This window comes from Clostridium sp. (assembly GCF_051654825.1).
Taxonomy (GTDB): Bacteria; Bacillota; Clostridia; order Clostridiales; family Clostridiaceae; genus Clostridium.
In genome coordinates this window covers 1-22,158 of record NZ_JBOFYU010000068.1, presented here as the reverse complement: position 1 = coordinate 22,158, position 22,158 = coordinate 1, and the positions used below count along the sequence as shown (strand labels likewise).

The window sequence follows — 22,158 nt, the reverse complement described above, 5'->3', positions numbered from 1 at the left end:
GGTATTGAGAATGTTTTTAGGTGTAGATTATTATCCAGAACAATGGGATGAAAAAATGATAGAAGAGGATTTAGACAATATTATTGAACTTGGAAGCAATGTAATTAGAATAGGTGAATTTGCTTGGCATATAATGGAGAAAACAGAAGGGCAATATGACTTTACTTATTTTGATAATGTAATAAAGAAGGCTAAAGAAAGAGGATTGAAAGTTATATTTGGAACACCAACAGCAACAATGCCAGCTTGGCTTGCAAATAAGTATCCAGAGGTTTTATCGGAATATGAAGATGGAAATAAAAGAGTCTTTGGTGGGAGAAGACAATACTGCTTTAATAGTAAAAAATATAATGAGTATTCAATTAAAATAATAAAAGCATTAGTTAATAATTATAAGGATGAAAAAGCAATTGTAGCATGGCAAATAGATAATGAGTTTGGGCATGAAGGAAGTGATGAATGTTTTTGTAATGAATGTAGACAGTCATTTAGAGAATATTTATCTAACAAATATGATAATAATATTGAAGGTTTAAATAAAATATGGGGAACAGAATTTTGGTCACAACAATATAATTCTTTTGAAGAAATACCAGTTCCTATTAAAACTATAACTACTCATAATCCATCATTAAGAATGGAGTGGGAAAGATTTAGAAGTGAAAGTATAGAAAAATATGCTAAGATGCAAGTAAGCTTACTAAAAGAAATATTAGGCGATAGCTCAACTATAATACATGATTTCTCAGGTGGTTATTTTGATAAGCATTTTGACTTTACTAAGGTAGCAAAAGAAATAGATGTTGTGGCTTATAATAACTATCCAGTATGGGGAGGACAAAAGGAGCCTATACCAGCTTATGAAATCGCTTGTGGATTAGATTTTATGAGAGGATCTAAAAATAAGAACTTTTGGATAACAGAAGCTATAATGGGAGCACAAGGACATGATGTTATTGGTTATCTTCCAAGACCTAATCAAGCAAAAATGTGGTCTTATCAAGCTATGGCACATGGATGCAATTCATTAATGTATTTTAGATATAGAGGAGCTACTAAAGGTGCAGAGCAATTTTGTTATGGAGTTATAGATGCAGATAATAAAAAAAGAAGAAAGTTTTATGAAGTTAAAAGCTTTTTCAATGAAATGAAACTAAATAAAGAAGTAATAAATAGTAATATAAATTCTGAATTGGCAGTAATTCATGACTATGATTCTATGGCTTCATTTAGAATACAAAAGCAAAGCGAGCTTATGGATTATAAAAAAGAAGTTTATAGACTATATAGACCTTTTTATGAAAAAAATATAAATATTGATGTTATTCCAGCATATTCAGACTTTTCTAGTTATAAGGTTTTATTAATACCTGTGATGATAGTTTATAAAGCTGATGTTCAAAGAAAAATAAAGGAGTTTGTTAAAAATGGTGGAACAGTTGTATTTACATTTAGAACTGCAGTAAAGGATGTTTATAATAATTTAACTTTAAATGAATATAATCCAACTTATTATACTGATTTAATTGGAGGATTTGTTGAAGAAATAGAAGCTCTTCAAGAAGGTCAAGAAATTAAAATTAAAGGTGAAGAAAGATTTAAAGGAATAGAAGGAAAGGGAATAGTATTTAGAGATATGATAAATATTACTACAGCTAAAAGCTTATTTTCCTATGATGATGAATTCTTTAATAATTTATCTGCTATAACGTATAATAAATATGGAAAGGGATCTGTTTATTATATAGGAACTGGAGTAGATGATAATATTATGGATTTAATATCATTAGAAATATTAAATAATAGTAATATTGAGTATATTGATTCTCCAAAAGGAGTAGAAATAGTTAAAAGAGTTTATAATAATAAGAACTATTATTTTATAATGAATCATAATGGAAAAGAAATAGAATTTAAAAATATTAAATTAGATTCATATGAAAGTAAAATAATAGAAGAAATATAATTTATATAGTAAAATAGGCTTAAGGATTTTATCTTTAAGTCTTATTTTTTATGGAGGAGATATACTATGAAAGAAATAATAGAAGTAAAAAGAAAAAATGATGTTAATGAAGAAATAAGGTTAAAAGTTTTAGATTTAACATATATAGATGAAATAATGAAGTTACAAGAGGATATAATAAATGGTTTAGAAGATAAACAACTTTATGCATCTACTGAGAAAGAGGAATTTATCGAATACATAAATAGCTATGGAAAAATAATTGGTTATGTAAATGAAGAAGGTAAGCTAATAGCCATGGGTGTCTATGCAAAAAAAGGATATGATAAAGGTAATTATGGCTATGATATTGATATTCAGGGAGAAGACTTATTAAAGGTTGGACAAATCGAATCAACTGTAGTTAGACCTGAATATAGAGGAAATAGACTTCAAAAGATTATATGTGATATATTAGAAAAAATTGCAATAGAAGATGGAGTAAAAACTCTTTGCGCAACTGCATCACCATATAATGAATTTAGCGTAAATACTTTTATTAAGTTAGGATATGAAATTAAAAAAGATAAGATTAAATATGGTGGATTAAGAAGATACGTACTAGTGAAAGAAGTTAATAGATAATAGAAAATATTGAAGAAATTTATTAAAGGTAATAAGTAAAGGTTAAAAAGTTAATTGTTAAAATATTAAAGCCAGTAAAATAATTTTACTGGCTTTATTTTCTAATGATTTATAAAAAATTATTAAAGCTTAAGGCTTTATTAATATATAAATAAATTTGAAAGAATCGCTAATATTCCACTTGTTAAAAAGCAAAGGGATAATGAACTAATGTTTATGCTTGGTTTAGTTATTAAAGAAGTTTTAGGTTCGTTTGTTTCCTTTAATTGAAGGACTGCTTCTGATGTATGTTGAGAATTTAGACTGCTAAAACCTTGGAAACATAAACCTAATGGATCACCACCTATAGATGTTGCAAATCCTATAAAAGTAAAGATTAACCCTTCAAATAGAAGAACTTCTTTAAAGTTGAAATTAAATAAGAAGCTTGTACCTAATCCTATTAGTATAGTAACGATATAAATGGAAACTAAGACTAAAACAAGGTAAAAGGCCTTTTGTAAAATAGCAGTGATTTTGTTAATCATATTAGTATCCTCCCTAAAAATAAGAATTAACTTTATTCACTACATTATATGAAAAAACTAAATAATTTATATTACGAATTATTCAATATATAGAAGGAAAATAAATTAAAAAATCAAATCTTTATTTAAATATAAATTTAATTAAACAAAATTTATTTAAGGAATAATTTTAGTAGTATTTATTAGATTATTAGAGTTAAAAAATACTATTTACAAAAAAGTAAAGTAGAGAAAATAGGAAAAAAATCATTAAATACACGTTTAATATATTGAAAGAATTAAAAAATGTTGAAGTTTTAATAGGATATAAAAATAAAACCTATCAAAATGAATTTAATTTTGATAGGCTTTACTATTTAAAATTTATTATGAACTTCTTCAGCTTGCATTTTCTTTAAGTCCTTTAAGCGTATATGGGTCTCCTTCATAACATTATAATAAGAGTCACCATCTGAAAGCATTTTTTTAGCTATATTACGTTGAGAAGCTAAGTCTAAATTTTCATTGTACATACTAAAACCTCCTAAAAAATATATCATTAATAGTGTCTCTTTATAGAGGGATTGTTATTCTGAAAATAAAATTATTAATAAATTCTTTTATATATATTAATAAAAAGTTAATTAATGACCATTTACAGTAAATTACAAATAGGGTATAATAAGTGGGAAAAAGAAAAATGTAAACATTTAATATGCAAAATAAAGACTTTTAAAGTTAATTGTGGTATTTGGTTAAGGAGGCAACATTATGGGTAAAAGCAGTATTAGAAAGAGAATCTTACCAGCAATAATTATGGCAATTGTTACATTAAATATAAGTATGCCTGTACTTGCAACACCTAATGAAGAAGTAAATCAAAAGGTAACAGAAAATCAAGAGAAGTTTAAAGAACTAGCAAAAACTATTGATGAAACCCAAGGAAAGATATATAGACTTAATACAGAAATAGAAACAATTATTGAAAAAATAAAAAATAATAAAGATGAGCTGAAGGTAGTTTCTGATGATGTAGAAAAATCCAAAAAAGAAATAGAACAATCTAAAATTGAATTGCTAGACCAAGAAGAAATGTTAGCTAAGAGGCTTAGAGAACTTTATAAATCAGGTGGGCAAAACAGTTATTTTGTTATGTTATTATCATCTGAAGGGTTTACTGATTTTGTATCAAAGATTTTTGCAACTAGTAAAATGGTTAGTCTAGATAAAAAGGTAATAAGTGATTTAAATGAAAAACAAGATGAATTAGAAAAAGATATAAAGACTCTTGAAAAAAAGAGTAACGATATAGAAAAAGCTACAGAAAGTAATGAAAAAGCTTTAGAAGAGTTAGAAAATAAAAAGAAGGAACAAGAAACATTAGTAACTCAAATGTTATCAGAGCAAGCTAAATTTGATGATGAGTATTTAGCTGTTAGTGAGAGAAATCTTATAGAACATCAATTAAAGGTGTTAAAGGAATCAGATTCATTAGAGGAATTACATGTAGTGATAAATCAATTAATAATTATTAGAGACAAGCAGTTAAAAAGCCCTACTGTAATACAAGAAATAAATAAGGCTATAGTAGATGTAACTGCAAGAGTAAAGGGACTAGATAAATATTTACAAGAAAAGGGTACAGCCATTCCAGAGGGAACTTTAAAGGGAAGTGCTATAGTAAGCTATGCCTATCAATTTTTAGGTAAACCATATGTTTTTGGTGCAGAAGGTCCAGATGAGTTTGATTGCTCAGGCTTTACTAGATATGTATATATGAATACCATAGGGGTAGATATAACAAGAACAACATACACTCAAATTGGACAAGGTAAATCAATTTCTTTAAGTGAATTGCAATTAGGGGATTTAGTATTTACATATGGGGTTGACCATGTGGGAATATACGTTGGTGGAGGAAGCTACATACACTCTCCACAGCCAGGTGAATCAATAAAGGTATCACAAATAACATCATTTACAGAAGGTAGACGAATAATTGAAGATTAAGATTAAAGGAGTTCACTCTCATAAAGTGAACTCCTTTTTAAATTTTCCAATGTTCTTTAAATTTAAGTATTTCATTCCAACTTTTTGATGATACTTGTTGAGTAAGAATTAACTCATCTTCTAAGTCTGATAATCTTTTGCCATATATTTGATCAACAGTTGATAAATCAAATTCTAAACGATCTATCATATCAACCTTTTCTGAAATTATATTAAAAACTTCTAATATATCGGATTTGAATTTATCATTTTCAGACTTTATAGTTTTTAATTCATTTTGTAAGTGAGCAACAGTTTGTTGGGTCGACATTACAATACTAGTCATTTGCTTAAGAATTTTAGGTAATGTTTTTAACATTTCATTTGTTTCTTGTAAAGTAAGATTACCTTCATCATTACTTAATCGGTTATTACTTGGTTGTTGCTCCATGGAATTCACCACCTTATATCAAGATATGTAGATTTTATATTAGTTTAATTAAAATATAAAAAAATCCCTTTATAAAAGATTATATGTTTGAATCTAATTAATGTTGATAAATATAGAAAAAAAAGAATATAATTAGTATAAATAACTATATAGAAAAGATTAATATTTAGTATATGGAGGACAATACTTGGAAACTAAAATAAATATTAGAGAAGAAAATAAGGTTAAAGTAAAAAAGCCAAAGCATTATAAAGTTATAATGCATAATGATGATTTCACTACAATGGAATTTGTTGTGGCAATATTAATGGACATTTTTAATAAAAGTGTTGAAGAGGCAAACAAGGTAATGATGGATGTTCATAAATCAGGTAGAGGTATTGCAGGGATTTATACATATGATATTGCAAATTCAAAGGTTATGGTAGCAATGACGTTAGCTAAGGAAGAAGATTTTCCTTTTAAGCTTACTATAGAGGAGGTTTAAAAAAATGGAACTTTCTAAAAGCGTAAATAAGGTTTTAAGTGAAGCATATAAATTAGCAAGAAGAAATGAGGATGAGTTTTTTACTCCTGAACATTTACTATATTGTTTATTAAATAATAGTGATTTTGAAAGTGCATTTAAAAAATGTAATGGTGATATAGAAAAATTAAGAAAAGATTTAGAAGAATATATAAGTAATTATGTAGATAAGGTTCAAGGAATAGAGCCAAGTGAAAGTTATTCACTAAATACTATAATACTTAATGCTGCAAAGCAAGCTGCTTTTAGTGAAAAGGATGTTATAGATATAGAGCATATAATTTCTGCTTTATATTTATTAGAGGAAAGTTATGCTACTTATTATTTAGAAGAACAAGGAATAAGTAAGGGCGATTTATTATATTTCTTATGTCATAGAGATTTAGATAAAAATGAAGATAGCGACATAAAAGAAGATAATAAAAAAGAAAATAATAAGGGGATTTTAAAGAAATATACTACAAACTTAAATGATTTAGTAAAGGAAGAATTAATAGACCCATTAATCGGAAGAGAACATATTATTAATAGAACTATTCAAATATTATGTAGAAGAACTAAAAACAATCCTATTCACGTTGGTGAGCCTGGTGTAGGGAAAACTGCTATTACATATGGTTTAGCAAGGATGATAGTAGATGGAAAGGTTCCAAAGCAACTTGAAAATGCGCAAATATTTTCTTTAGATATATCTTCTATATTAGCAGGAACTAAATATAGAGGAGATTTTGAGGAAAGAATACAAGATATTTTTAATGAAATACAAGAATTAGAAAATCCAATAGTATATATTGATGAAATACATAATATAGTAGGGGCAGGAGCCTTAAATGGAGGGGCACTAGATGGTGCAGGTCTTATAAAAGGATATTTATTAAAAGAAAAAATAAGATTTATTGGTGCAACTACATTTGATGAGTATAAAAAATACTTTGAAAAGGATAAAGCTTTAAGTAGAAGGTTTGGAATAGTAGATATAAAGGAAACATCTGTTGATGAAACTATAAAGATTATTAATGGACTAAAGGGTAATTTTGAGGATTTCCATAAGGTGAAATATTTAGATGAATCTATAGTTTCAGCAGTTGAATTAAGCAATAAATATATAAATGATAAGTTTTTACCAGATAAGGCAATTGATATTATAGATGAGGCAGGAGCATATATTAGCATTAATAATGAGGATGAATCTAATAGAATAATAACATCTAATACAATAGAGGAAATTATATCATCTATTTGTAATATTCCAAAGCAGACTATTGAAAGTCATGAAATTGATTCTTTAAGAGAGCTTGAAGGTACATTAAAGAAAAATGTATTTGGTCAAGAAGAGGCAATTAAAGAAGTAGTAAAATGTATAAAACTTTCAAGAGCTGGGTTAAAGGAAGAGAATAAACCAGTGGCAGCAATGTTATTTGTTGGACCTACAGGTGTAGGTAAAACAGAAATAGCTAAGACTTTATCAGATGTTCTTAATATAGATTTAATAAGATTTGATATGAGTGAATATACTGAAAAGCATGCAGCTGCTAAGCTTATAGGCTCACCACCTGGGTATGTTGGATATGAGGAAGGTGGAATGCTAACTGATGCAATAAGAAAGAAGCCTAATTCAGTTTTATTATTAGATGAAATTGAAAAGGCTCATACAGATATTTTAAGTGTTTTATTACAAGTAATGGATTATGCTACCTTGACTGATAATAAAGGAAGAAAAGCGGATTTTAGAAATAGTATAATAATTATGACATCAAATGCAGGAGCAAGGGAAATTGGAAAATCTCTTGTAGGATTTGGAAGAAGAGAAGTAAATAGTAGTTCTATTGATAGTGAAGTAAAGAAAGTATTTACTCCTGAATTTAGAAATAGATTAGATAAAATAATTAAGTTTAATCATATAGATGAAAATATGGCAAATAAGATAGTTTATCATCAGTTAAATAAATTTAAGCATAAGTTAATGGATAAAAATATAGAAATAGAATTTACTGATGACTTAAAAAGCTATATTGCTAAAAAGGGAGTTTCTACTGAGTTTGGAGCAAGGGAAATTATTAGAATTATAGATTTAGAGTTAAAATCTATTTTAGTTGATGAAATTTTATTTGGAAAGTTAAGAGATGGTGGAAAATGTACAGTTGATATTATTGATGGTAGTTTACAAATAATATAAGTATTTAAAGTGATTTTAATTTTTTCTTAATATGTATTTAATATTTATGATATATAATAAGTTTATCTAAACTTAATTAACCCTTAATTAAGTAAAACTGCCTAAGTTTTTAATTATTTAGGCAGTTTTTTTTATATAAATAATTATTTTATTATAGTAACATTATTTATAGGAGTAAAATCAATTGATGGATTATTTTCAAAGTATTTTAAAAGTAATTCAGTAGTATCTATATCTATCTCTGCAACTACTTGAGATTCCTTAAACATTTTATAATCTCCACCACCATTCGCTCTATAGCTATTAACAACAACATTAAAACAATCATTATCCTTAATAGGCACATTTTCATAAGTAAGTGAAACAATTTTTTCACCAAGTGGATTTGATACCTTAATAGTATATTTTATACCATCCCACATATCGTATTGATAATGTTGAGCCTTTGGATAAATATAATCTTTATTTATAGAGATTTCACCATTTTCTATTGTAAAATAGTTAGCTGTTTTTTCTAAGGCCTCTTTAATTTTAGCTCCTGACATTTTAAGTACTTTTAAAGTGTTTGCATAAGGACATGCGGAAAGTACATCTCTAACAGAAACATCCTCATCAAAGCCACGTGTATTATCAAATAAAGGCATTACAGAAATATCTGCATTAGTTAGTTCCATTTGAATATTATTAATAAATTGTATTATAGGATGTTTTTCTAACCTGGCTTTAAAGAAATCTTGTACGATAAGTTTTTTATTTAATTTTGATATTTTTCTATCTAACCATTCTTGCCCTTTTTCTTCATAGGGTTTAAATATATTTTCTATATTTTTATCACTTTCATATTCTTCAACATTAAGTGTAGAGGAAGTACTATCCTTTATAATCCATTTTCCTTTTGTGTCCTCTTCTATGTTTAATTGTATTGATCCAATCATTGAACCTTTAGGAAGCGGCATTACATAAGGAATATTATTATATTTGCCATAGGAATGTCTATGTTGATGACCTAAAAGTAACACATCTATACCTTTAATTTTTGATAATATTTCAAATCCCTGATTTTCACCATTTTGAACACCCTCATTAATATTGCTTTGAGGATCTTTTTCTAGGCCACCATGATATGTAACTATTATAATATCAACTTTATTACGAATTTCATTTACTATTTTTTCTATAGATTCAACAGGGTCTAGAAATTCTAGAGGATTTAAAATTTTACTATCAATCCAATTTGGAATATATTTTGTGGTTGCGCCTATGAGTCCTATCTTTAATCCATTATCATAGTTTTTGATAGTATAAGGTTTTATATTTAATATATTTTCAAAGTTTTTTACATTACAACATAACCAAGGAGCTGTACATTCATTTATAAAGTTATTTAAGTTTTCTTTTCCATAATCAAATTCATGATTTCCTATAGTATGAGCATCGTATTTTAAATAATTAAATATCAATGCCATGGGATTTGGAAGATTCGCATGGTTTTTAATGTAATTGTAAATAATAGGATTGCCTTGGTAGCTATCACCAGTATCTATTAATAAATTTATATTGTCTTTACTTCTAATATTATTTATTAAAGATGAAATTTTACTAAGTCCTATATTAGATTTTTTTTCATCATGATATGTTTTAGGCAACACATAACCATGTAAATCAGAGGTTTGAATTATATTTACTTTCATTTTATCACTTCCTTCAAAATATATTTTACCCAAATTTCAATTAAAGATAATGTATATATTGTTCACATTTAATACATTATATTGATATGTAGAAAATTAAAGCGAGGTGAAATTTTAATGGGGATTAAATTAGATAAATTACTAGTAAAGTTTGGTGACTTTACAGCTATTGATAATATAAGCATCCAAATCCCTAAAGGAAAGTTAGTTTCTTTACTAGGTCCATCAGGATCAGGTAAATCAACTACGTTATTTACAATTTCAGGTATTCACAAACCAAGTGGAGGAAAAATATTTTTTGGCGATCGTGATGTCACTGGTTTAGAGCCAGAAAAATTAGGTATAGGATTAGTTTTCCAAAACTATGCACTATATCCACATATGACTGTAAAAGAGAATATTATGTTCCCACTTAAAAATTTAAAATGGAGTAAAGAAGATTCAGAAAAAAGAGCAGTAGAAGTAGCAAAGGTTGTAAAGATTGATGGCTTGTTAGATAGAAAGCCAGGTCAACTATCAGGAGGGCAACAACAAAGAGTTGCAATTGCAAGAGCTATTGCTAAGAAACCAGAAATATTACTTTTAGATGAACCTTTATCAAACTTAGATACAAAGCTAAGAGTTGAAACAAGACAGGAGATAAGAAGGATACAAAAGGAAACAGGTGTAACAGCAATCTTTGTTACACATGACCAAGAAGAAGCTATGAGTATATCAGATCAAATTATATTGATGAAGGATGGTGCTATACAGCAAATATCTACTCCAAGTGATTTGTATATGAATCCTAAAAATAAGTTTGTGGCTTCATTTATAGGTAGTCCAGAAATGAATTTTATAACTTTAGATGTAAAAAATAGCGAAGCTATGTTAGAGAATTTGAAGTTTGAAAATTTACCTAAAAATAAAAGTAGAGTTTACTTAGGAATTAGAGCAGAAGATTTAGAAGTATCAAATGATGGAATTGAAACAAAGGTAGTTACAGTAGAAGTTTTAGGAAGAGAAATTCTTTTAACGTTAGATTACAAAGGAAGTATATTTAAGATGCTATTAGAAAAGGAATACAAGGTTAATGAAGGCAGTAAAATAAAGATTAAACCTAAAAAAGGAAAAGCATATTTATTTGATATGGAAACTGAGGAGTTTATTAGTAAATGTTAAAAAGAAACTATAAAGGTTATTTATATTTATTGCCAGCATTAATAATACTAGGAATTTTTGTTTTTTATCCAATAGTTAATACTATAATATTTAGTTTTGATGAAACTAAGGCTAGTGGCTTTAAGTTTGGAATAGCTACATATAAATATTTGCTAGGTGATAAAAGATTTATACAGTCTTTAATCAATACATTAATCTATGCTGCTGTGGTGCCTATAATATCAGTATTTGTTTCATTGATATTAGCAAATACATTAGTTCATTTATCTAATGATAGAATGAGAGGAATATTTCAAAGTATTTATTTTTTACCTTATGTAACTTCATTAGTAGCCATAGGTGTAGTATGGTCTTGGTTATTTAATAGTGAATATGGAGTAATTAATTATTTTTTAAATGCAATAGGAATAAGTTCTATTAATTGGCTCAACGACCCTAAGTATTCAATGGTAGCTCTAGTTATCTTTGCTGTTTGGAAAAGTTTAGCCTTTAATACATTAATATTAACTACAGGAATTGCATCTATAAATCCGCAATATTATCAAGCGGCTAAAATAGATCAGGCATCTAGTGGAACAATTTTTAGAAAGATAACAATTAAGCTTGTTTCACCTATTATAGCTTATACATATATTATTAGCTTAATAGCTGCCTTTAAAGTTTATACTGAAGTATATGTGCTGTTTGGAGGAAGAACCTTAGATGGAGCTGTATCTACAGTAGTACGATATATAATAGATAGATTTTATGGAGATCAAGACTTCCCATTAGCTTTTGCAGCATCTGTAGTACTTCTAGTAATTATAATTGGAGTTACATTAATTCAAAGAGTAGCTACTAGAAATAAAATACATTACTAAGGAGGGGATTTGTATGAATAGCAATAGTAAAGTATGGGTAACCTTAAAGTATATATTATTAATTTTATTTGCAATAGTAACATTATTCCCCTTTTATTGGATGATTGCATCTTCATTAAAAAGTGGATATGAAGTTATTCAAACTCCACCCACATTATTTCCAAATGAAGTGTTATGGGAAAATTATGGTAAAGCTTTAAGTATGGCTCCTTTTGGAAGGTATTTCTTAAACACAATTATTGTTACTATATTAAGTATAATTACAACAGTAATAATAGCAATATTATCAGCATTTGCCTTTTCTCATTTAGAATTTAAGGGAAGAGATTTAATTTTTGCATTATTTTTAGCTTCTATGATGATTCCAGGGGAAGTACTTATAGTTACTAATTTTAAAACAATAGCTAGTTTAAAATGGATAGATACATATCAAGCACTATTTGTGCCGTATATGGCTAATGTTTTATATATTTATATGCTAAGAGAATTCTTTCTTAAGATTCCAAAGCAGCTTTATTATGCTGCAAAAGTTGATGGTGCAAGTGATTGGAAATTCTTATGGAACATAATGGTTCCTATGGCGAAGCCATCAATAATAACAATTTGTATTCTTGTAGGAATAAATTCTTGGAATGCATTTTTATGGCCACTTTTAGTAACAAACAGTGACAATATGAGACTTCTTGCAAATGGTTTAACTGCCTTTCAATCAGAAGTTGGAAATAGCTATGAGTTATTAATGGCGGCATCAACAATTATAACTATGCCAATTGTAGTAATTTATATATTCCTTCATAAAAAGATTATGAGTGGTATTTCAATTGGTGGAATAAAGGGTTAATTAAATAACTTTAAAATAACTTTAAAATATGAGGTGAAAAAATGAAAAAAAGATTAATAGCATCAGCATTAGCAGCTTTAGCAACATTTTCATTATTTACAGGTTGCACAAAAAAGAAAGCTGAAGAGGTTACTATTGTAACAGAATTAAGTGGGCCAATAGAAATTGAAATGTGGCATTACTTAAATGGAAAACAACAAGAGTCATTACAAAAAATAGTGGATGAATTTAATAACACTAATGGTAAAGGAATTACTGTTAAGGCATCACCACAAGGAAGTATTACAGATTTAAATAAAAAAATAATAGCAGCAGCTCAATCAAATTCACTTCCTGCTATTATTAATGCATATCCTGACTTAGCTACAGGATTAATAGAACAAGGAAAAATACTTAATATACAAGGATATATAGACCATGAAACAGTAGGAATGAAGGATGATTTAGCAAATGATTTTTATAAACCATTTACTGATGAATTATCACAATGGGGTGATGGTAAGGTTTATGGAATACCTATGACTAAATCTACAGAAGTAGTTTATGTAAATAAGAATTTATTAGAAAAATTAGGATATAAAGTTTCAGATTTAGAAAGCTTAACAATGGAAAAACTAACTGAAATCTCTAAAAAGGCAAAAGATGAGTTAGGTATACCTGGATTTGGATTTGACAGTAGCTCTAACGCATTTATCTCAACTTTAAAAATGGATGGGAAAGATTTTGTAGAATTAGAAGGTAAAATAAATGTTGATAATGATTGGACTAGAACATTTATGAATTACTATAAAGATAATGTTCAAAATGGATATTTCCGTATTCCTGGTGAAGATAAATTCCTATCAGGACCATTTTCTAATCAAAAGCTTTTAATGTATCAAGGCTCAACAGCAGGAGCATCACATATTAAAACTAATGATGAATTTGAAGTTGTTGCAGTTGAAGTTCCAGTTTTCGAAGGAAAAGAACAATCAGTTATACAACAAGGTGCATCATTATTTATAACAACTGATGTATCACCTGAAGCTCAATATGCAGCTTATGAATTTATTAAGTTTGCAACAAATACTGAAAATACAGCTAAATTTGCAGTTGAAACAGGTTATTTACCAGTACGTAAATCAGCAGCTGATACAGTTACAGTTAAGGAAGCTTTAGCAAATGAAGGATTAATTTACTCTAAAATTTATCCAGTAGCTCAAAATGCTTTGGGTTATGCATATTACACTCCAGCTGTAAATAATGCACAATCTGCACGTGATATAGCAAAAGAAAAATATGATTCATATGTATCTGGAAATATTAGCGATATAGAAGCATTAATTAAAGATACTAATTCTCAAGTAGAAACATCTATACAAAGACAATAATAAAAATAAAAGATCGCTTATAATATTAGCGATCTTTTATTTTTTAAATAAGATTTATGTTAAATGAAAATACTGATATAATAATGAAAAATATAGATAATATAGGAGGAAGTAGTGGATATTAATTTAATTAATAAAATAATAAGCAAAATAGAAGAGTATGACAATATAGCTATCTACAGACATGTATTTCCAGATCCAGATTCATATAGTTCACAAACAGCTTTAAAGGATATAATTTTAAGCACATATAAGGATAAAAAAGTTATTCTTTTAGGAGAACATAATAGTGATTTAGAGTATATTGGCAAAATGGATAAAAATGAAGATGTAGATAAAAATACTTTGGGGATAATAGTAGATGTATCAAATAGTCCCAGGGTTGATAATCAAAGCTTTTTAAATTGTGGATATGTAATTAAAATAGATCATCACAAACCATTTGATAAACCATTTGAAGACTTAACATGGGTAGATACTAATTATACTTCTTGTAGTGAAATGATATTAGACCTTTATTTAAATAGTGAAGATAAATTAAAGATAAGTAATATAGGAAGAAAAGCATTATTTACTGGAATAATAGGTGATACAGGAAGATTTTTATATGTAGAAAACCCAACTAATATATTTAATAAGTTATCTAAAATTACTTATGATTTAAATACTAAAGATATATACTTACATATGTACAAGAGAAAAAAGGAAGAGTTAAAATTCCTAGGATATATATATGAAAACTTTAAGGAAACAGAACATGGATTAGCTTACTTAAAAGTTAGGGCTGAAGATTTAAAGAAGTATGGATTAGAATGTATTAAAGCTGTTAGAATGGTTAATTCATTAGCAGATTGTGAAGGAATAATTAACTGGAATTTCTTTGTTCAAAATCCAGAGGACATGAAAATAATGTGTGAGTTTAGATCAAATGGACCAACAGTAAATGATATTGCTGCTAAATATGGTGGAGGAGGCCATAAACTAGCAGCAGGAGCTAAATTAGAAAATTGGGAAATTGTAGATAAAATCATTGCTGATTTAGACTTGAATTGTAAATCATTTAAAGAGAATAAGTAATTTAAATAAAACATCTATAAGTTAAAGCTTATAGATGTTTTTATAATTTTTATAGTTAATAAAAATTATTTAAAGATTTATACTGTACATAAATATGTTAAAACATATATAATGATAGATAGATTAAAAAATAGAATAGTTATATACAGATATGGAATACCTAGAAGGAATTCCTTTAGATTAAAGAAGAGGTGACAATTTTGGATAAGGACATTAATAAACTGCAAGAAGATATATTTAAAGCAGATATGAGAAAAGTTGAGAAAATGTGGAAGGCTATGGAGGAAAACTTATCTTTAGAATATCATTTAGATAGAATGACTAAGGATGAATTAGTAAAAATAGCTTCTAAATATGGTGTAAGGGGAATAACTACTTTAAAAAAAGCAGATGCTGTTAAAAAGGTAAAAGAAAGTATAATTTCCAATATTGATATTGTATTAAATCTTTTAGATATAGATGCTGTAGAGTTTTTAGAAGAGTTAATTTCCTTAGGGGGAACTAAGGAGTATTCTTGTAGTGAATTAATAAATGCCAATTATTTTAGAAATAGAGGCTTAATGTTTACTGGAATGGTAGAAGGTAAATTAAATATTATTTTACCAGAAGATATTCATACTTTAATAAATGAAAAATTAAATGATGAATTAAGAGAAAAAGCAAAAAGAAATACTGAAATTCAAAAGATATTTGCTGGAATGATTTATTATTATGGAGTTTTAACTTTTGATAAATTTAAAGAGCTTGTTGTTGATCATGTAGATTATAGTTTAAATAGCAAAGATATTGAAACTTTAATTTTAGATGGTGAGGAGCTAGGGTTTGATTATCAAATTGAAGATAATATAGCATATCATATAGATGTTGATAATCCTGAAGAAATACTTCAAACACAAGAAAGTAATAAAGATATTAATTACATAAAACTAGATAAAAAATCATTAATTAAGGCTTCAAAACCAGATTTTAATGAAGAAAACAAACAAGGAGCAAAGCTAGAAAAAGTAATTGGTGAGCTTTTTGTAATAGATAAAAAAATACTTAAAGAAGAAATAGAGAGCTTTTCAATTTCTATTAAAAACCTTGTTCCTATTGAGGATGCAATAGAAACGTTTTTAGAGGCTTATGAAATTGAATCAGATTATGAAAAAAATATATTTATAGCTGAGTTAGAAAAGCTTGCAAAGTTAGTAAAGCAATGGGGATTAAAGGGGCATACTGAAGCTGAAATAGAAAATAAAAAGAAAACAGTTATAGCTGAAGATAAAATAGGAAGAAATGATCCGTGTCCTTGTGGAAGTAATAAAAAATATAAGAAATGTTGTGGAAAGTAAAAGCTTATTCTATAGTTAACTAAATAGTTTTTTATTAACTAATGGGGGAGAACAGATGGTTTTTAAATATATGATATTACTATATGGGTTACTTGAATTTATATTTGGGTGCTTTTTATGGTTTAAAAAAAGTGAAAATATAGTAGGGATGTTTATACAAAGTATATCTATTTTTTCGAATGATATAAAATACAATGAAATAGAAGATAAGGCTATGTTTTCTAGATGGTTTGGTGAAGTTATTATGATAACAGGTTGCCTATATATTTTTTTAGCAGCTGTATCAATAACTTTTGGAATTAAAAGTTTAATGATAATTTTATTTATTATCTTAATTGAAGGATTTTTTATGAAAGTAATTTTAAGTGGATGTAAAAAGTTTATTTAAATAGTATTGGTAAAGTCTGGTTGTGGTAAAGAAAATCATAAACTAGACTTTATTTTTATTAATTAGTAACATAGAAATTTTTACTTATCTGATGGCTAGTAGTTGTAACATTCCATCATCTTTAGGAGTGATATAATAATTGACATACAAATAGATAAACAATTTCTAACCTTAAGATAGAGTTAAAACTCCACCTAAAGCTAAAAAAATGTTAATTTGGATATAATAAATAATAGGAAAGGAGTGAAAGAAAGTGGGTAGTGAAAGATATCTTTTTGAAAATTATATAAACATTGGAAGAGGATTTACTTCAGAGAAAAATTATTTAAAGGCTTTGAAATTTTATAAAAAGGCTTATAGATTAAAGGAAGGAAAATCAGATATAGAATTAATATTAGATATGGCATTACTATATGATAAGGTTGGAAGCAAGGATTTATCTGAAGAAAAATACAGGGAAGTATTAGAATTAGATTCAAATGAAGCAAGAGCTTATTATGGTTTAGCAATACTATATGATGAAGATTGTTTTTATGAAGATGCTATAGAATATTATAAAAAAGCTATTAAAATAGACGATAAATATGATAGAGCTTATTTTTTCTTAGCTAATGCATATGATGAAATCGGGGAAAAGGAAAAGGCAATAGAAAATTACAAGATAGTTTTAAATCTAGTTAAAAATGATTTATGGGCTAATGCAAACTTAGGATGTATATATGATGAGCTTGGCTATGTAGAGGAAGCTATTAATTATATGAAAGAAGCATTAAGAATTTCACCTAAGCACTTTAGGGTATTGTTTAATATGGGTGTATTTTCTAGAAAGTTAGGAGATGTAGAAAATGCAATAAAATATTATAATGAATCTATTGAAAATAATGAAAATTATCCTTATAGTTTTTTAAATCTTGCAGTTATTTATAGAGAAAATAATAATTTTGAAAAAGCTATAGAAGTTATTAATAGTGGAATAAAAGAAAATCCTGAGGAAAGCTTTTTATATTATAATAGAGCATGCTTTTATGTAAATATTAATGAATTAGATAAGGCATTTGATGATTTAATTAAATGCATAAGTTTAAATGATATTTTCATAGAATATATGAAAAAGGACAGGGAACTTGACCCATTAAGGGATTTAGATAAATATAAAAAAGAGTTTGATTAAAAATATAGTTAAAAAAATAACTATATTTTTATTTTTTATAAGGTAATTAATTGAAAAAATAATTTTTTTGTATTAATTTACGGGAAAATAGCCTTTATAGGCCGATATAACATTGTTAAATACATTACAATTGTTGTGGTGGTATAGTAAGTATGGTAGTATTTAAGTAATAATGTTTAATTTGTATAGACATTATATAGTAATTTTTAGGAGGTTTTAGTATTGATAAATAATCTATTTTATAGAGAAGTTTTTTCAAATAAATTATTTAAGTTAGAAGATAATAAAATAGATAATATTTTATTGACAAGTGAATTAGTTGAAAAATCTGCAAGTGAGAATATGGGAGATGATTTATTTTTAAATGGTATAAAAGCAAATTATCTATTAATAAATTTTTGTAGTTTCAATCCTGATTTAAATGGTTCAAAGGTAATATTAAGTGAAAACAAAGAGTTGTTTAAACTTGGATTAGATAAGCTTAAAGCAAGTTTAAATGTTAAAAATGTAAAATTTATAGTTAACAAAAAAGACAAAGAGCTAATTAGTGATATTTCTGATTTAGGAGAAGTAGTTAAAGTTAATCCTATGTTATGTTCAGATGATGAAAAGGTTTATAAAAAATCTTTTGGAAAAGCTGTTTCTAAAGATGAAGTTTTAGCATTAGACCTTGTAGATATCATATATTATGGTCAAAGATTAAAAGAAAGTGAAAATATACTTTACATAACTATTTATGGTAGTGCAGTAAAAGCTAATAAGGTATTTGCTGCTTATAACGGGACAAGCTTACTAGATATTTTTAATAGCTTAAGTGGAGATAGTACTTCTTTAAAAAAGATAATCATAAATGGAAGTATTTCAGGAAAGTCAGAATATAATTTGAGCTTTAAGATTAATAAAGAAACTAAAAGTATCTTATTTTTAACTGAAGATGATTCACCATCAAGAGAAGCGAGTAGCTGCATTAGATGTGCAAAATGCTTAAGAATTTGTCCAAAGGGATTAAATCCAATAAAGCTAATGGAGCTTTATAAGAGAAATGAAAAGGATGAATTTTCAAAATTTGGAGGAGATAACTGTATAGAATGTGGTTTATGTAGTTTTATATGTCCCTCAAATATAGAAGTTGCTCAAACTATAAAGACAGCAAAAGCATTTAATAATAAATAGTTGGATAGGAGTGAATATGGTGGAAAATATAAATATTAAAGTATCTCCTGCACCTCATGTAAAAAAAGGTCTTGGAATTAATAGAATTATGATAGATTACATAATAGCTTTAATACCAGTAGTTTTTGCAGGGATATATTTTTATGAACAAGCAGCAGCTAAAATACTTGTTACATCTATTTTAGCAAGTGTTGTAATAGAGGCTCTTTGGAATAAATATGTAAAGAAAACAGTTTGGTTAACAGATTTAAGTCCAATAGTATCAGGTATAATATTAGGTCTTATAATGCCTACACATGTACCTTTATGGATACCGATAATAGGTTCAGCATTTAGTATAATAGTTGTTAAACAATTCTTTGGTGGTTTAGGACAAAACTTTATGAATCCAGAAGCTGCAACAAAGGCATTTTTAATAGCATCATGGGCAGCTGTTATGGCAAAGCCGGTTGTAGACGCTACATCTTCAGCATCAGAAGTTGCAGAAAAAACAGTGTCATTACTTGATCAGATAGTAGGACAAGCATCAGGAAATATAGGTGAAGTTTCTATATTAGCTTTATGTATTGGTGGAGTATATTTAGCTTTTAGAAAGGTAATTAGTTTAAGAGCTCCTTTTGCATTTATTTTATCATCATTTGTAATGTATGGAATATTTGAAAAAGAAGGTTTAATATCAGGAGCATTCTTCTTAGCAGCAATATTTATGGCTACAGATTATGCAACAACTCCAATGAGCAAGGTTGGACAATATTTATTTGGATTAATTGCTGGGATAATTGCAAGCTTCATTGCAGTAAAAGGATTCAATCCAGAAGGTCCTTATTATGCAATTATAATAGTAAATCTTTGTACTCCTTTAATAGAGTACTTTACTACTAAAAGAGTAAAGATTAAAAAGGAGGCTTAATAAGATATGAAGGAAAATTTTAAGTTAGGTGGAACACTTTTAATTATTACAGCTATAGCAGGATTATTATTAGGTTTTGCTAATAGTTTAACTAAAGACGCAATAATAGAAAATTCAAAAATAAGCAAAGAAGACTTAAAAATAGTTTTACCTGCAGCGGATTCTATTAGAGATATGACTATAGAAATAGAAGAAGAAAGTACTATAAAGGAAGTTTATGAAGCTGTAAAAGGTGAAGAATTAGTTGGATATGTATTAAAGGTAAGTAGCAAAGGATTCCATGGAGCTATCGACTTTGTTGTTGCTATATCTAACGATGATATGATTTCAGGAATAAAAGTACTATCACATAGTGAAACACCTGGATTAGGAGCTAAGGTTGAAGAAGAAAAGTTTACCTCAAGATTTTCTAACAAGAAAACTACAGAATATCTAGAAGCTGTAAAAACGGCTCCGAGTAAAGATAATGAGGTAGAAGCAATATCAGGAGCAACTACTTCAAGCAAAGCAAGTGTAAATGCTGTAAATGACGCAATAGGCTTCTATAATGAAAAAATTAAGGGTGAAGAAGTTAATGGTGAAAAAAATACAGATACAAATACAGGAGCTAGTGAAAGCTAAATAATTCAGGAGGGTTATAATGAACAAGTTTAAAGAAAGATTAAAAAATGGAATAATTACTGAAAACCCTATTTTTGTTCAAGTTTTAGCTATGTGTCCAACCCTAGCGGTTACAACAAATGCTGAAAATGCTTTAGGAATGGGATTAGCATCAACAGTGGTTTTAATATTTTCAAACATGATTATTTCAGCACTAAGAAAGTTTATTCCAGATAAAATAAGAATACCTGCTTATATAGTAGTTATTGCATCCTTTGTAACAATAGTAGATATGTTAATGCAAGGATATTTACCAAGTCTTTATAAATCATTAGGTATATTTATACCTCTTATAGTTGTTAACTGTATAATTTTGGGGAGAGCTGAAAGCTACGCTTCAAAAAATACAGTAATGCCATCAATATTTGATGCTGTAGGAATGGGTCTTGGATTTACAGTTGCATTATTTGCAATAGGAGCATTTAGAGAGTTTTTAGGTGCAGGGCAAATATTAGGAATTCAAATTATGCCAGAAGCTTTTAAACCAGCGTCAATAATGATTTTAGCTCCAGGTGCATTCTTTACTTTAGGTGCACTTATGGTATTACTTAATTATATTAATATAAAAAAGGCAGAAAAAACAGGAGAAAAAGCTAAATCATTAGAGCATAATTGTGGAAGTTGTTCAGGTTGTGGAACAGGTTCATGCAATACAAATAAAGAAGAAAAATCAACAATAGAAATAAAGAAAAACTAAAGGAGTGAATAAAAAGTGGAATTATTTTTAATTTTCCTATCAGCAATGTTAGTTAACAACTTTGTTCTTTCTAAATTCCTAGGAATATGTTCATTCCTTGGAGTTTCAAAAAAGAAGGATGCAGCTGTAGGTATGGGGCTTGCTGTAACTTTTGTAATGATAATAGCTTCAATAATGTCATGGTTAGTTTACAATGGGATATTAGTAAGATTTGAATTAGAGTATTTAAAAACAATAGCTAATGTTTTAGTTATTGCAGCATTAGTACAATTTGTTGAAATGGCAATGAAGAAATTATCACCAAGCCTTCACAAGGCTCTTGGGATATTCTTACCGCTTATAACAACTAACTGTGCTGTATTAGGAATGGCAACATTAAATATTCAAGAGGGATATACATTTGTTCAGTCATTAGTAAATGGTGTAGGAGCAGCATCAGGATATATGCTGTCAATAGTACTTCTATCATTTATTAGAGAAAGAATAGACAATAATGAAAATATACCTGTAGTTCTAAGAGGATTACCAATTACATTATTTACAGCAGGATTAATGTCAATTGCCTTTTTAGGATTCCAAGGATTAAT

At 27.4% G+C, this 22,158-nt stretch carries 22 protein-coding genes; 18 read left to right on the top strand and 4 right to left on the bottom strand.

The genetic code is table 11. The features are described from left to right. Positions 1-10: 10 nt before the first annotated feature. Both ACRDBA_RS04360 and ACRDBA_RS04355 read left to right on the top strand, forming a co-directional pair. On the top strand, positions 11-1,966 hold the full coding sequence (locus tag ACRDBA_RS04360) for a beta-galactosidase (RefSeq protein ID WP_438571702.1): 1,956 nt from the start codon (positions 11-13) through the stop codon (positions 1,964-1,966). Between the two features lie 66 nt (positions 1,967-2,032). Continuing rightward, entirely contained in the window at positions 2,033-2,590 is a 558-nt protein-coding gene (locus ACRDBA_RS04355) for a GNAT family N-acetyltransferase (RefSeq protein ID WP_438571701.1), read from the top strand. Positions 2,591-2,730: 140 nt separating this feature from the next. Here the strand turns inward: ACRDBA_RS04355 and ACRDBA_RS04350 are convergent, their stop codons facing one another. Together ACRDBA_RS04350 and ACRDBA_RS04345 are read right to left on the bottom strand one after the other, a co-directional pair. Continuing rightward, positions 2,731-3,117, bottom strand: a complete 387-nt coding sequence (locus ACRDBA_RS04350) for a hypothetical protein (RefSeq protein ID WP_438571700.1) — start codon at positions 3,115-3,117, stop codon at positions 2,731-2,733. A gap of 356 nt (positions 3,118-3,473) precedes the next feature. Beyond that, positions 3,474-3,629 carry a hypothetical protein gene (locus tag ACRDBA_RS04345; protein ID WP_438571699.1) on the bottom strand — a complete coding sequence of 52 codons (156 nt, stop codon included), beginning with the start codon at positions 3,627-3,629 and terminating at the stop codon, positions 3,474-3,476. A gap of 238 nt (positions 3,630-3,867) precedes the next feature. Here ACRDBA_RS04345 and ACRDBA_RS04340 point away from each other — a divergent pair, with 238 nt between their 5' ends. After that, positions 3,868-5,106, top strand: a complete 1,239-nt coding sequence (locus ACRDBA_RS04340; RefSeq protein ID WP_438571698.1) for a C40 family peptidase — start codon at positions 3,868-3,870, stop codon at positions 5,104-5,106. 37 nt (positions 5,107-5,143) lie between these two features. On the opposite strand, the gene ACRDBA_RS04335 is transcribed toward ACRDBA_RS04340, so the two are convergent. Next, positions 5,144-5,536 carry a hypothetical protein gene (locus ACRDBA_RS04335; protein WP_438571697.1) on the bottom strand — a complete coding sequence of 131 codons (393 nt, stop codon included), beginning with the start codon at positions 5,534-5,536 and terminating at the stop codon, positions 5,144-5,146. A gap of 187 nt (positions 5,537-5,723) precedes the next feature. Here ACRDBA_RS04335 and ACRDBA_RS04330 point away from each other — a divergent pair, with 187 nt between their 5' ends. Together ACRDBA_RS04330 and ACRDBA_RS04325 are read left to right on the top strand one after the other, a co-directional pair. Continuing rightward, positions 5,724-6,023 (top strand): ATP-dependent Clp protease adaptor ClpS, encoded by a 300-nt coding sequence (locus ACRDBA_RS04330; RefSeq protein WP_438571696.1) that lies wholly within the window; start codon positions 5,724-5,726, stop codon positions 6,021-6,023. Between the two features lie 4 nt (positions 6,024-6,027). After that, the gene (locus ACRDBA_RS04325; protein WP_438571695.1) at positions 6,028-8,238 is read left to right on the top strand and encodes an AAA family ATPase; all 2,211 of its coding nucleotides are present in this window, start codon (positions 6,028-6,030) and stop codon (positions 8,236-8,238) included. Between the two features lie 143 nt (positions 8,239-8,381). Here ACRDBA_RS04325 and ACRDBA_RS04320 read toward each other — a convergent pair whose 3' ends face one another. Further along, entirely contained in the window at positions 8,382-9,929 is a 1,548-nt protein-coding gene (locus ACRDBA_RS04320) for a bifunctional metallophosphatase/5'-nucleotidase (RefSeq protein WP_438571694.1), read from the bottom strand. 117 nt (positions 9,930-10,046) lie between these two features. On the opposite strand from ACRDBA_RS04320, the gene ACRDBA_RS04315 reads away from it, so the two are divergent. From ACRDBA_RS04315 to ACRDBA_RS04255, 13 genes are all read left to right on the top strand, one after another. After that, entirely contained in the window at positions 10,047-11,090 is a 1,044-nt protein-coding gene (locus tag ACRDBA_RS04315) for an ABC transporter ATP-binding protein (protein ID WP_438571693.1), read from the top strand. Further along, positions 11,084-11,950, top strand: a complete 867-nt coding sequence (locus tag ACRDBA_RS04310) for a carbohydrate ABC transporter permease (RefSeq protein ID WP_438571692.1) — start codon at positions 11,084-11,086, stop codon at positions 11,948-11,950. Before ACRDBA_RS04315 ends, ACRDBA_RS04310 begins: the two co-directional genes overlap by 7 nt. Positions 11,951-11,963: 13 nt before the next feature. Then, positions 11,964-12,791 (top strand): carbohydrate ABC transporter permease, encoded by an 828-nt coding sequence (locus tag ACRDBA_RS04305; RefSeq protein WP_438571691.1) that lies wholly within the window; start codon positions 11,964-11,966, stop codon positions 12,789-12,791. Between the two features lie 41 nt (positions 12,792-12,832). Then, positions 12,833-14,161, top strand: a complete 1,329-nt coding sequence (locus ACRDBA_RS04300) for an extracellular solute-binding protein (RefSeq protein WP_438571690.1) — start codon at positions 12,833-12,835, stop codon at positions 14,159-14,161. A 114-nt stretch (positions 14,162-14,275) separates the two neighbouring features. Further along, positions 14,276-15,238: a DHH family phosphoesterase gene (locus tag ACRDBA_RS04295; protein WP_438571689.1), complete on the top strand. Its 963-nt coding sequence runs from the start codon at positions 14,276-14,278 to the stop codon at positions 15,236-15,238. A gap of 200 nt (positions 15,239-15,438) precedes the next feature. Beyond that, on the top strand, positions 15,439-16,572 hold the full coding sequence (locus ACRDBA_RS04290; RefSeq protein ID WP_438571688.1) for an SEC-C metal-binding domain-containing protein: 1,134 nt from the start codon (positions 15,439-15,441) through the stop codon (positions 16,570-16,572). A 55-nt stretch (positions 16,573-16,627) separates the two neighbouring features. Then, positions 16,628-16,960, top strand: coding sequence for a hypothetical protein (locus ACRDBA_RS04285; RefSeq protein ID WP_438571687.1), 333 nt, complete (start codon positions 16,628-16,630; stop codon positions 16,958-16,960). A 253-nt stretch (positions 16,961-17,213) separates the two neighbouring features. Beyond that, positions 17,214-18,131 (top strand): tetratricopeptide repeat protein, encoded by a 918-nt coding sequence (locus ACRDBA_RS04280; protein WP_438571686.1) that lies wholly within the window; start codon positions 17,214-17,216, stop codon positions 18,129-18,131. Positions 18,132-18,353: 222 nt separating this feature from the next. Continuing rightward, positions 18,354-19,304, top strand: a complete 951-nt coding sequence (locus ACRDBA_RS04275) for a 4Fe-4S dicluster domain-containing protein (RefSeq protein ID WP_438571685.1) — start codon at positions 18,354-18,356, stop codon at positions 19,302-19,304. Positions 19,305-19,320: 16 nt separating this feature from the next. Continuing rightward, entirely contained in the window at positions 19,321-20,214 is an 894-nt protein-coding gene (locus tag ACRDBA_RS04270; RefSeq protein ID WP_438571684.1) for an RnfABCDGE type electron transport complex subunit D, read from the top strand. A gap of 6 nt (positions 20,215-20,220) precedes the next feature. Then, a complete protein-coding gene (locus ACRDBA_RS04265; protein WP_438571683.1) occupies positions 20,221-20,835 on the top strand; it encodes an RnfABCDGE type electron transport complex subunit G in 615 nt (204 codons plus the stop codon). A 19-nt stretch (positions 20,836-20,854) separates the two neighbouring features. Further along, positions 20,855-21,571, top strand: coding sequence for an electron transport complex subunit RsxE (gene rsxE, locus ACRDBA_RS04260; RefSeq protein ID WP_438571682.1), 717 nt, complete (start codon positions 20,855-20,857; stop codon positions 21,569-21,571). A 15-nt stretch (positions 21,572-21,586) separates the two neighbouring features. Next, on the top strand, positions 21,587-22,158 hold a 572-nt coding region (locus tag ACRDBA_RS04255; RefSeq protein WP_438571681.1), incomplete at its 3' end, for an electron transport complex protein RnfA.

Coding starts and splice junctions, on each gene's coding strand:
- ACRDBA_RS04265 (WP_438571683.1), top strand. CDS start 20,221: ATGAAGGAAAATTTTAAGTTAGGTGGAACACTTTTAATTATTACAGCT.
- ACRDBA_RS04310 (WP_438571692.1), top strand. CDS start 11,084: ATGTTAAAAAGAAACTATAAAGGTTATTTATATTTATTGCCAGCATTA.
- ACRDBA_RS04345 (WP_438571699.1), bottom strand. CDS start 3,629: ATGTACAATGAAAATTTAGACTTAGCTTCTCAACGTAATATAGCTAAA.
- ACRDBA_RS04355 (WP_438571701.1), top strand. CDS start 2,033: ATGAAAGAAATAATAGAAGTAAAAAGAAAAAATGATGTTAATGAAGAA.
- ACRDBA_RS04360 (WP_438571702.1), top strand. CDS start 11: ATGTTTTTAGGTGTAGATTATTATCCAGAACAATGGGATGAAAAAATG.
- ACRDBA_RS04315 (WP_438571693.1), top strand. CDS start 10,047: ATGGGGATTAAATTAGATAAATTACTAGTAAAGTTTGGTGACTTTACA.
- ACRDBA_RS04320 (WP_438571694.1), bottom strand. CDS start 9,929: ATGAAAGTAAATATAATTCAAACCTCTGATTTACATGGTTATGTGTTG.
- ACRDBA_RS04285 (WP_438571687.1), top strand. CDS start 16,628: ATGGTTTTTAAATATATGATATTACTATATGGGTTACTTGAATTTATA.
- ACRDBA_RS04300 (WP_438571690.1), top strand. CDS start 12,833: ATGAAAAAAAGATTAATAGCATCAGCATTAGCAGCTTTAGCAACATTT.
- ACRDBA_RS04335 (WP_438571697.1), bottom strand. CDS start 5,536: ATGGAGCAACAACCAAGTAATAACCGATTAAGTAATGATGAAGGTAAT.
- ACRDBA_RS04270 (WP_438571684.1), top strand. CDS start 19,321: ATGGTGGAAAATATAAATATTAAAGTATCTCCTGCACCTCATGTAAAA.
- ACRDBA_RS04340 (WP_438571698.1), top strand. CDS start 3,868: ATGGGTAAAAGCAGTATTAGAAAGAGAATCTTACCAGCAATAATTATG.
- rsxE (WP_438571682.1), top strand. CDS start 20,855: ATGAACAAGTTTAAAGAAAGATTAAAAAATGGAATAATTACTGAAAAC.
- ACRDBA_RS04325 (WP_438571695.1), top strand. CDS start 6,028: ATGGAACTTTCTAAAAGCGTAAATAAGGTTTTAAGTGAAGCATATAAA.
- ACRDBA_RS04350 (WP_438571700.1), bottom strand. CDS start 3,117: ATGATTAACAAAATCACTGCTATTTTACAAAAGGCCTTTTACCTTGTT.
- ACRDBA_RS04305 (WP_438571691.1), top strand. CDS start 11,964: ATGAATAGCAATAGTAAAGTATGGGTAACCTTAAAGTATATATTATTA.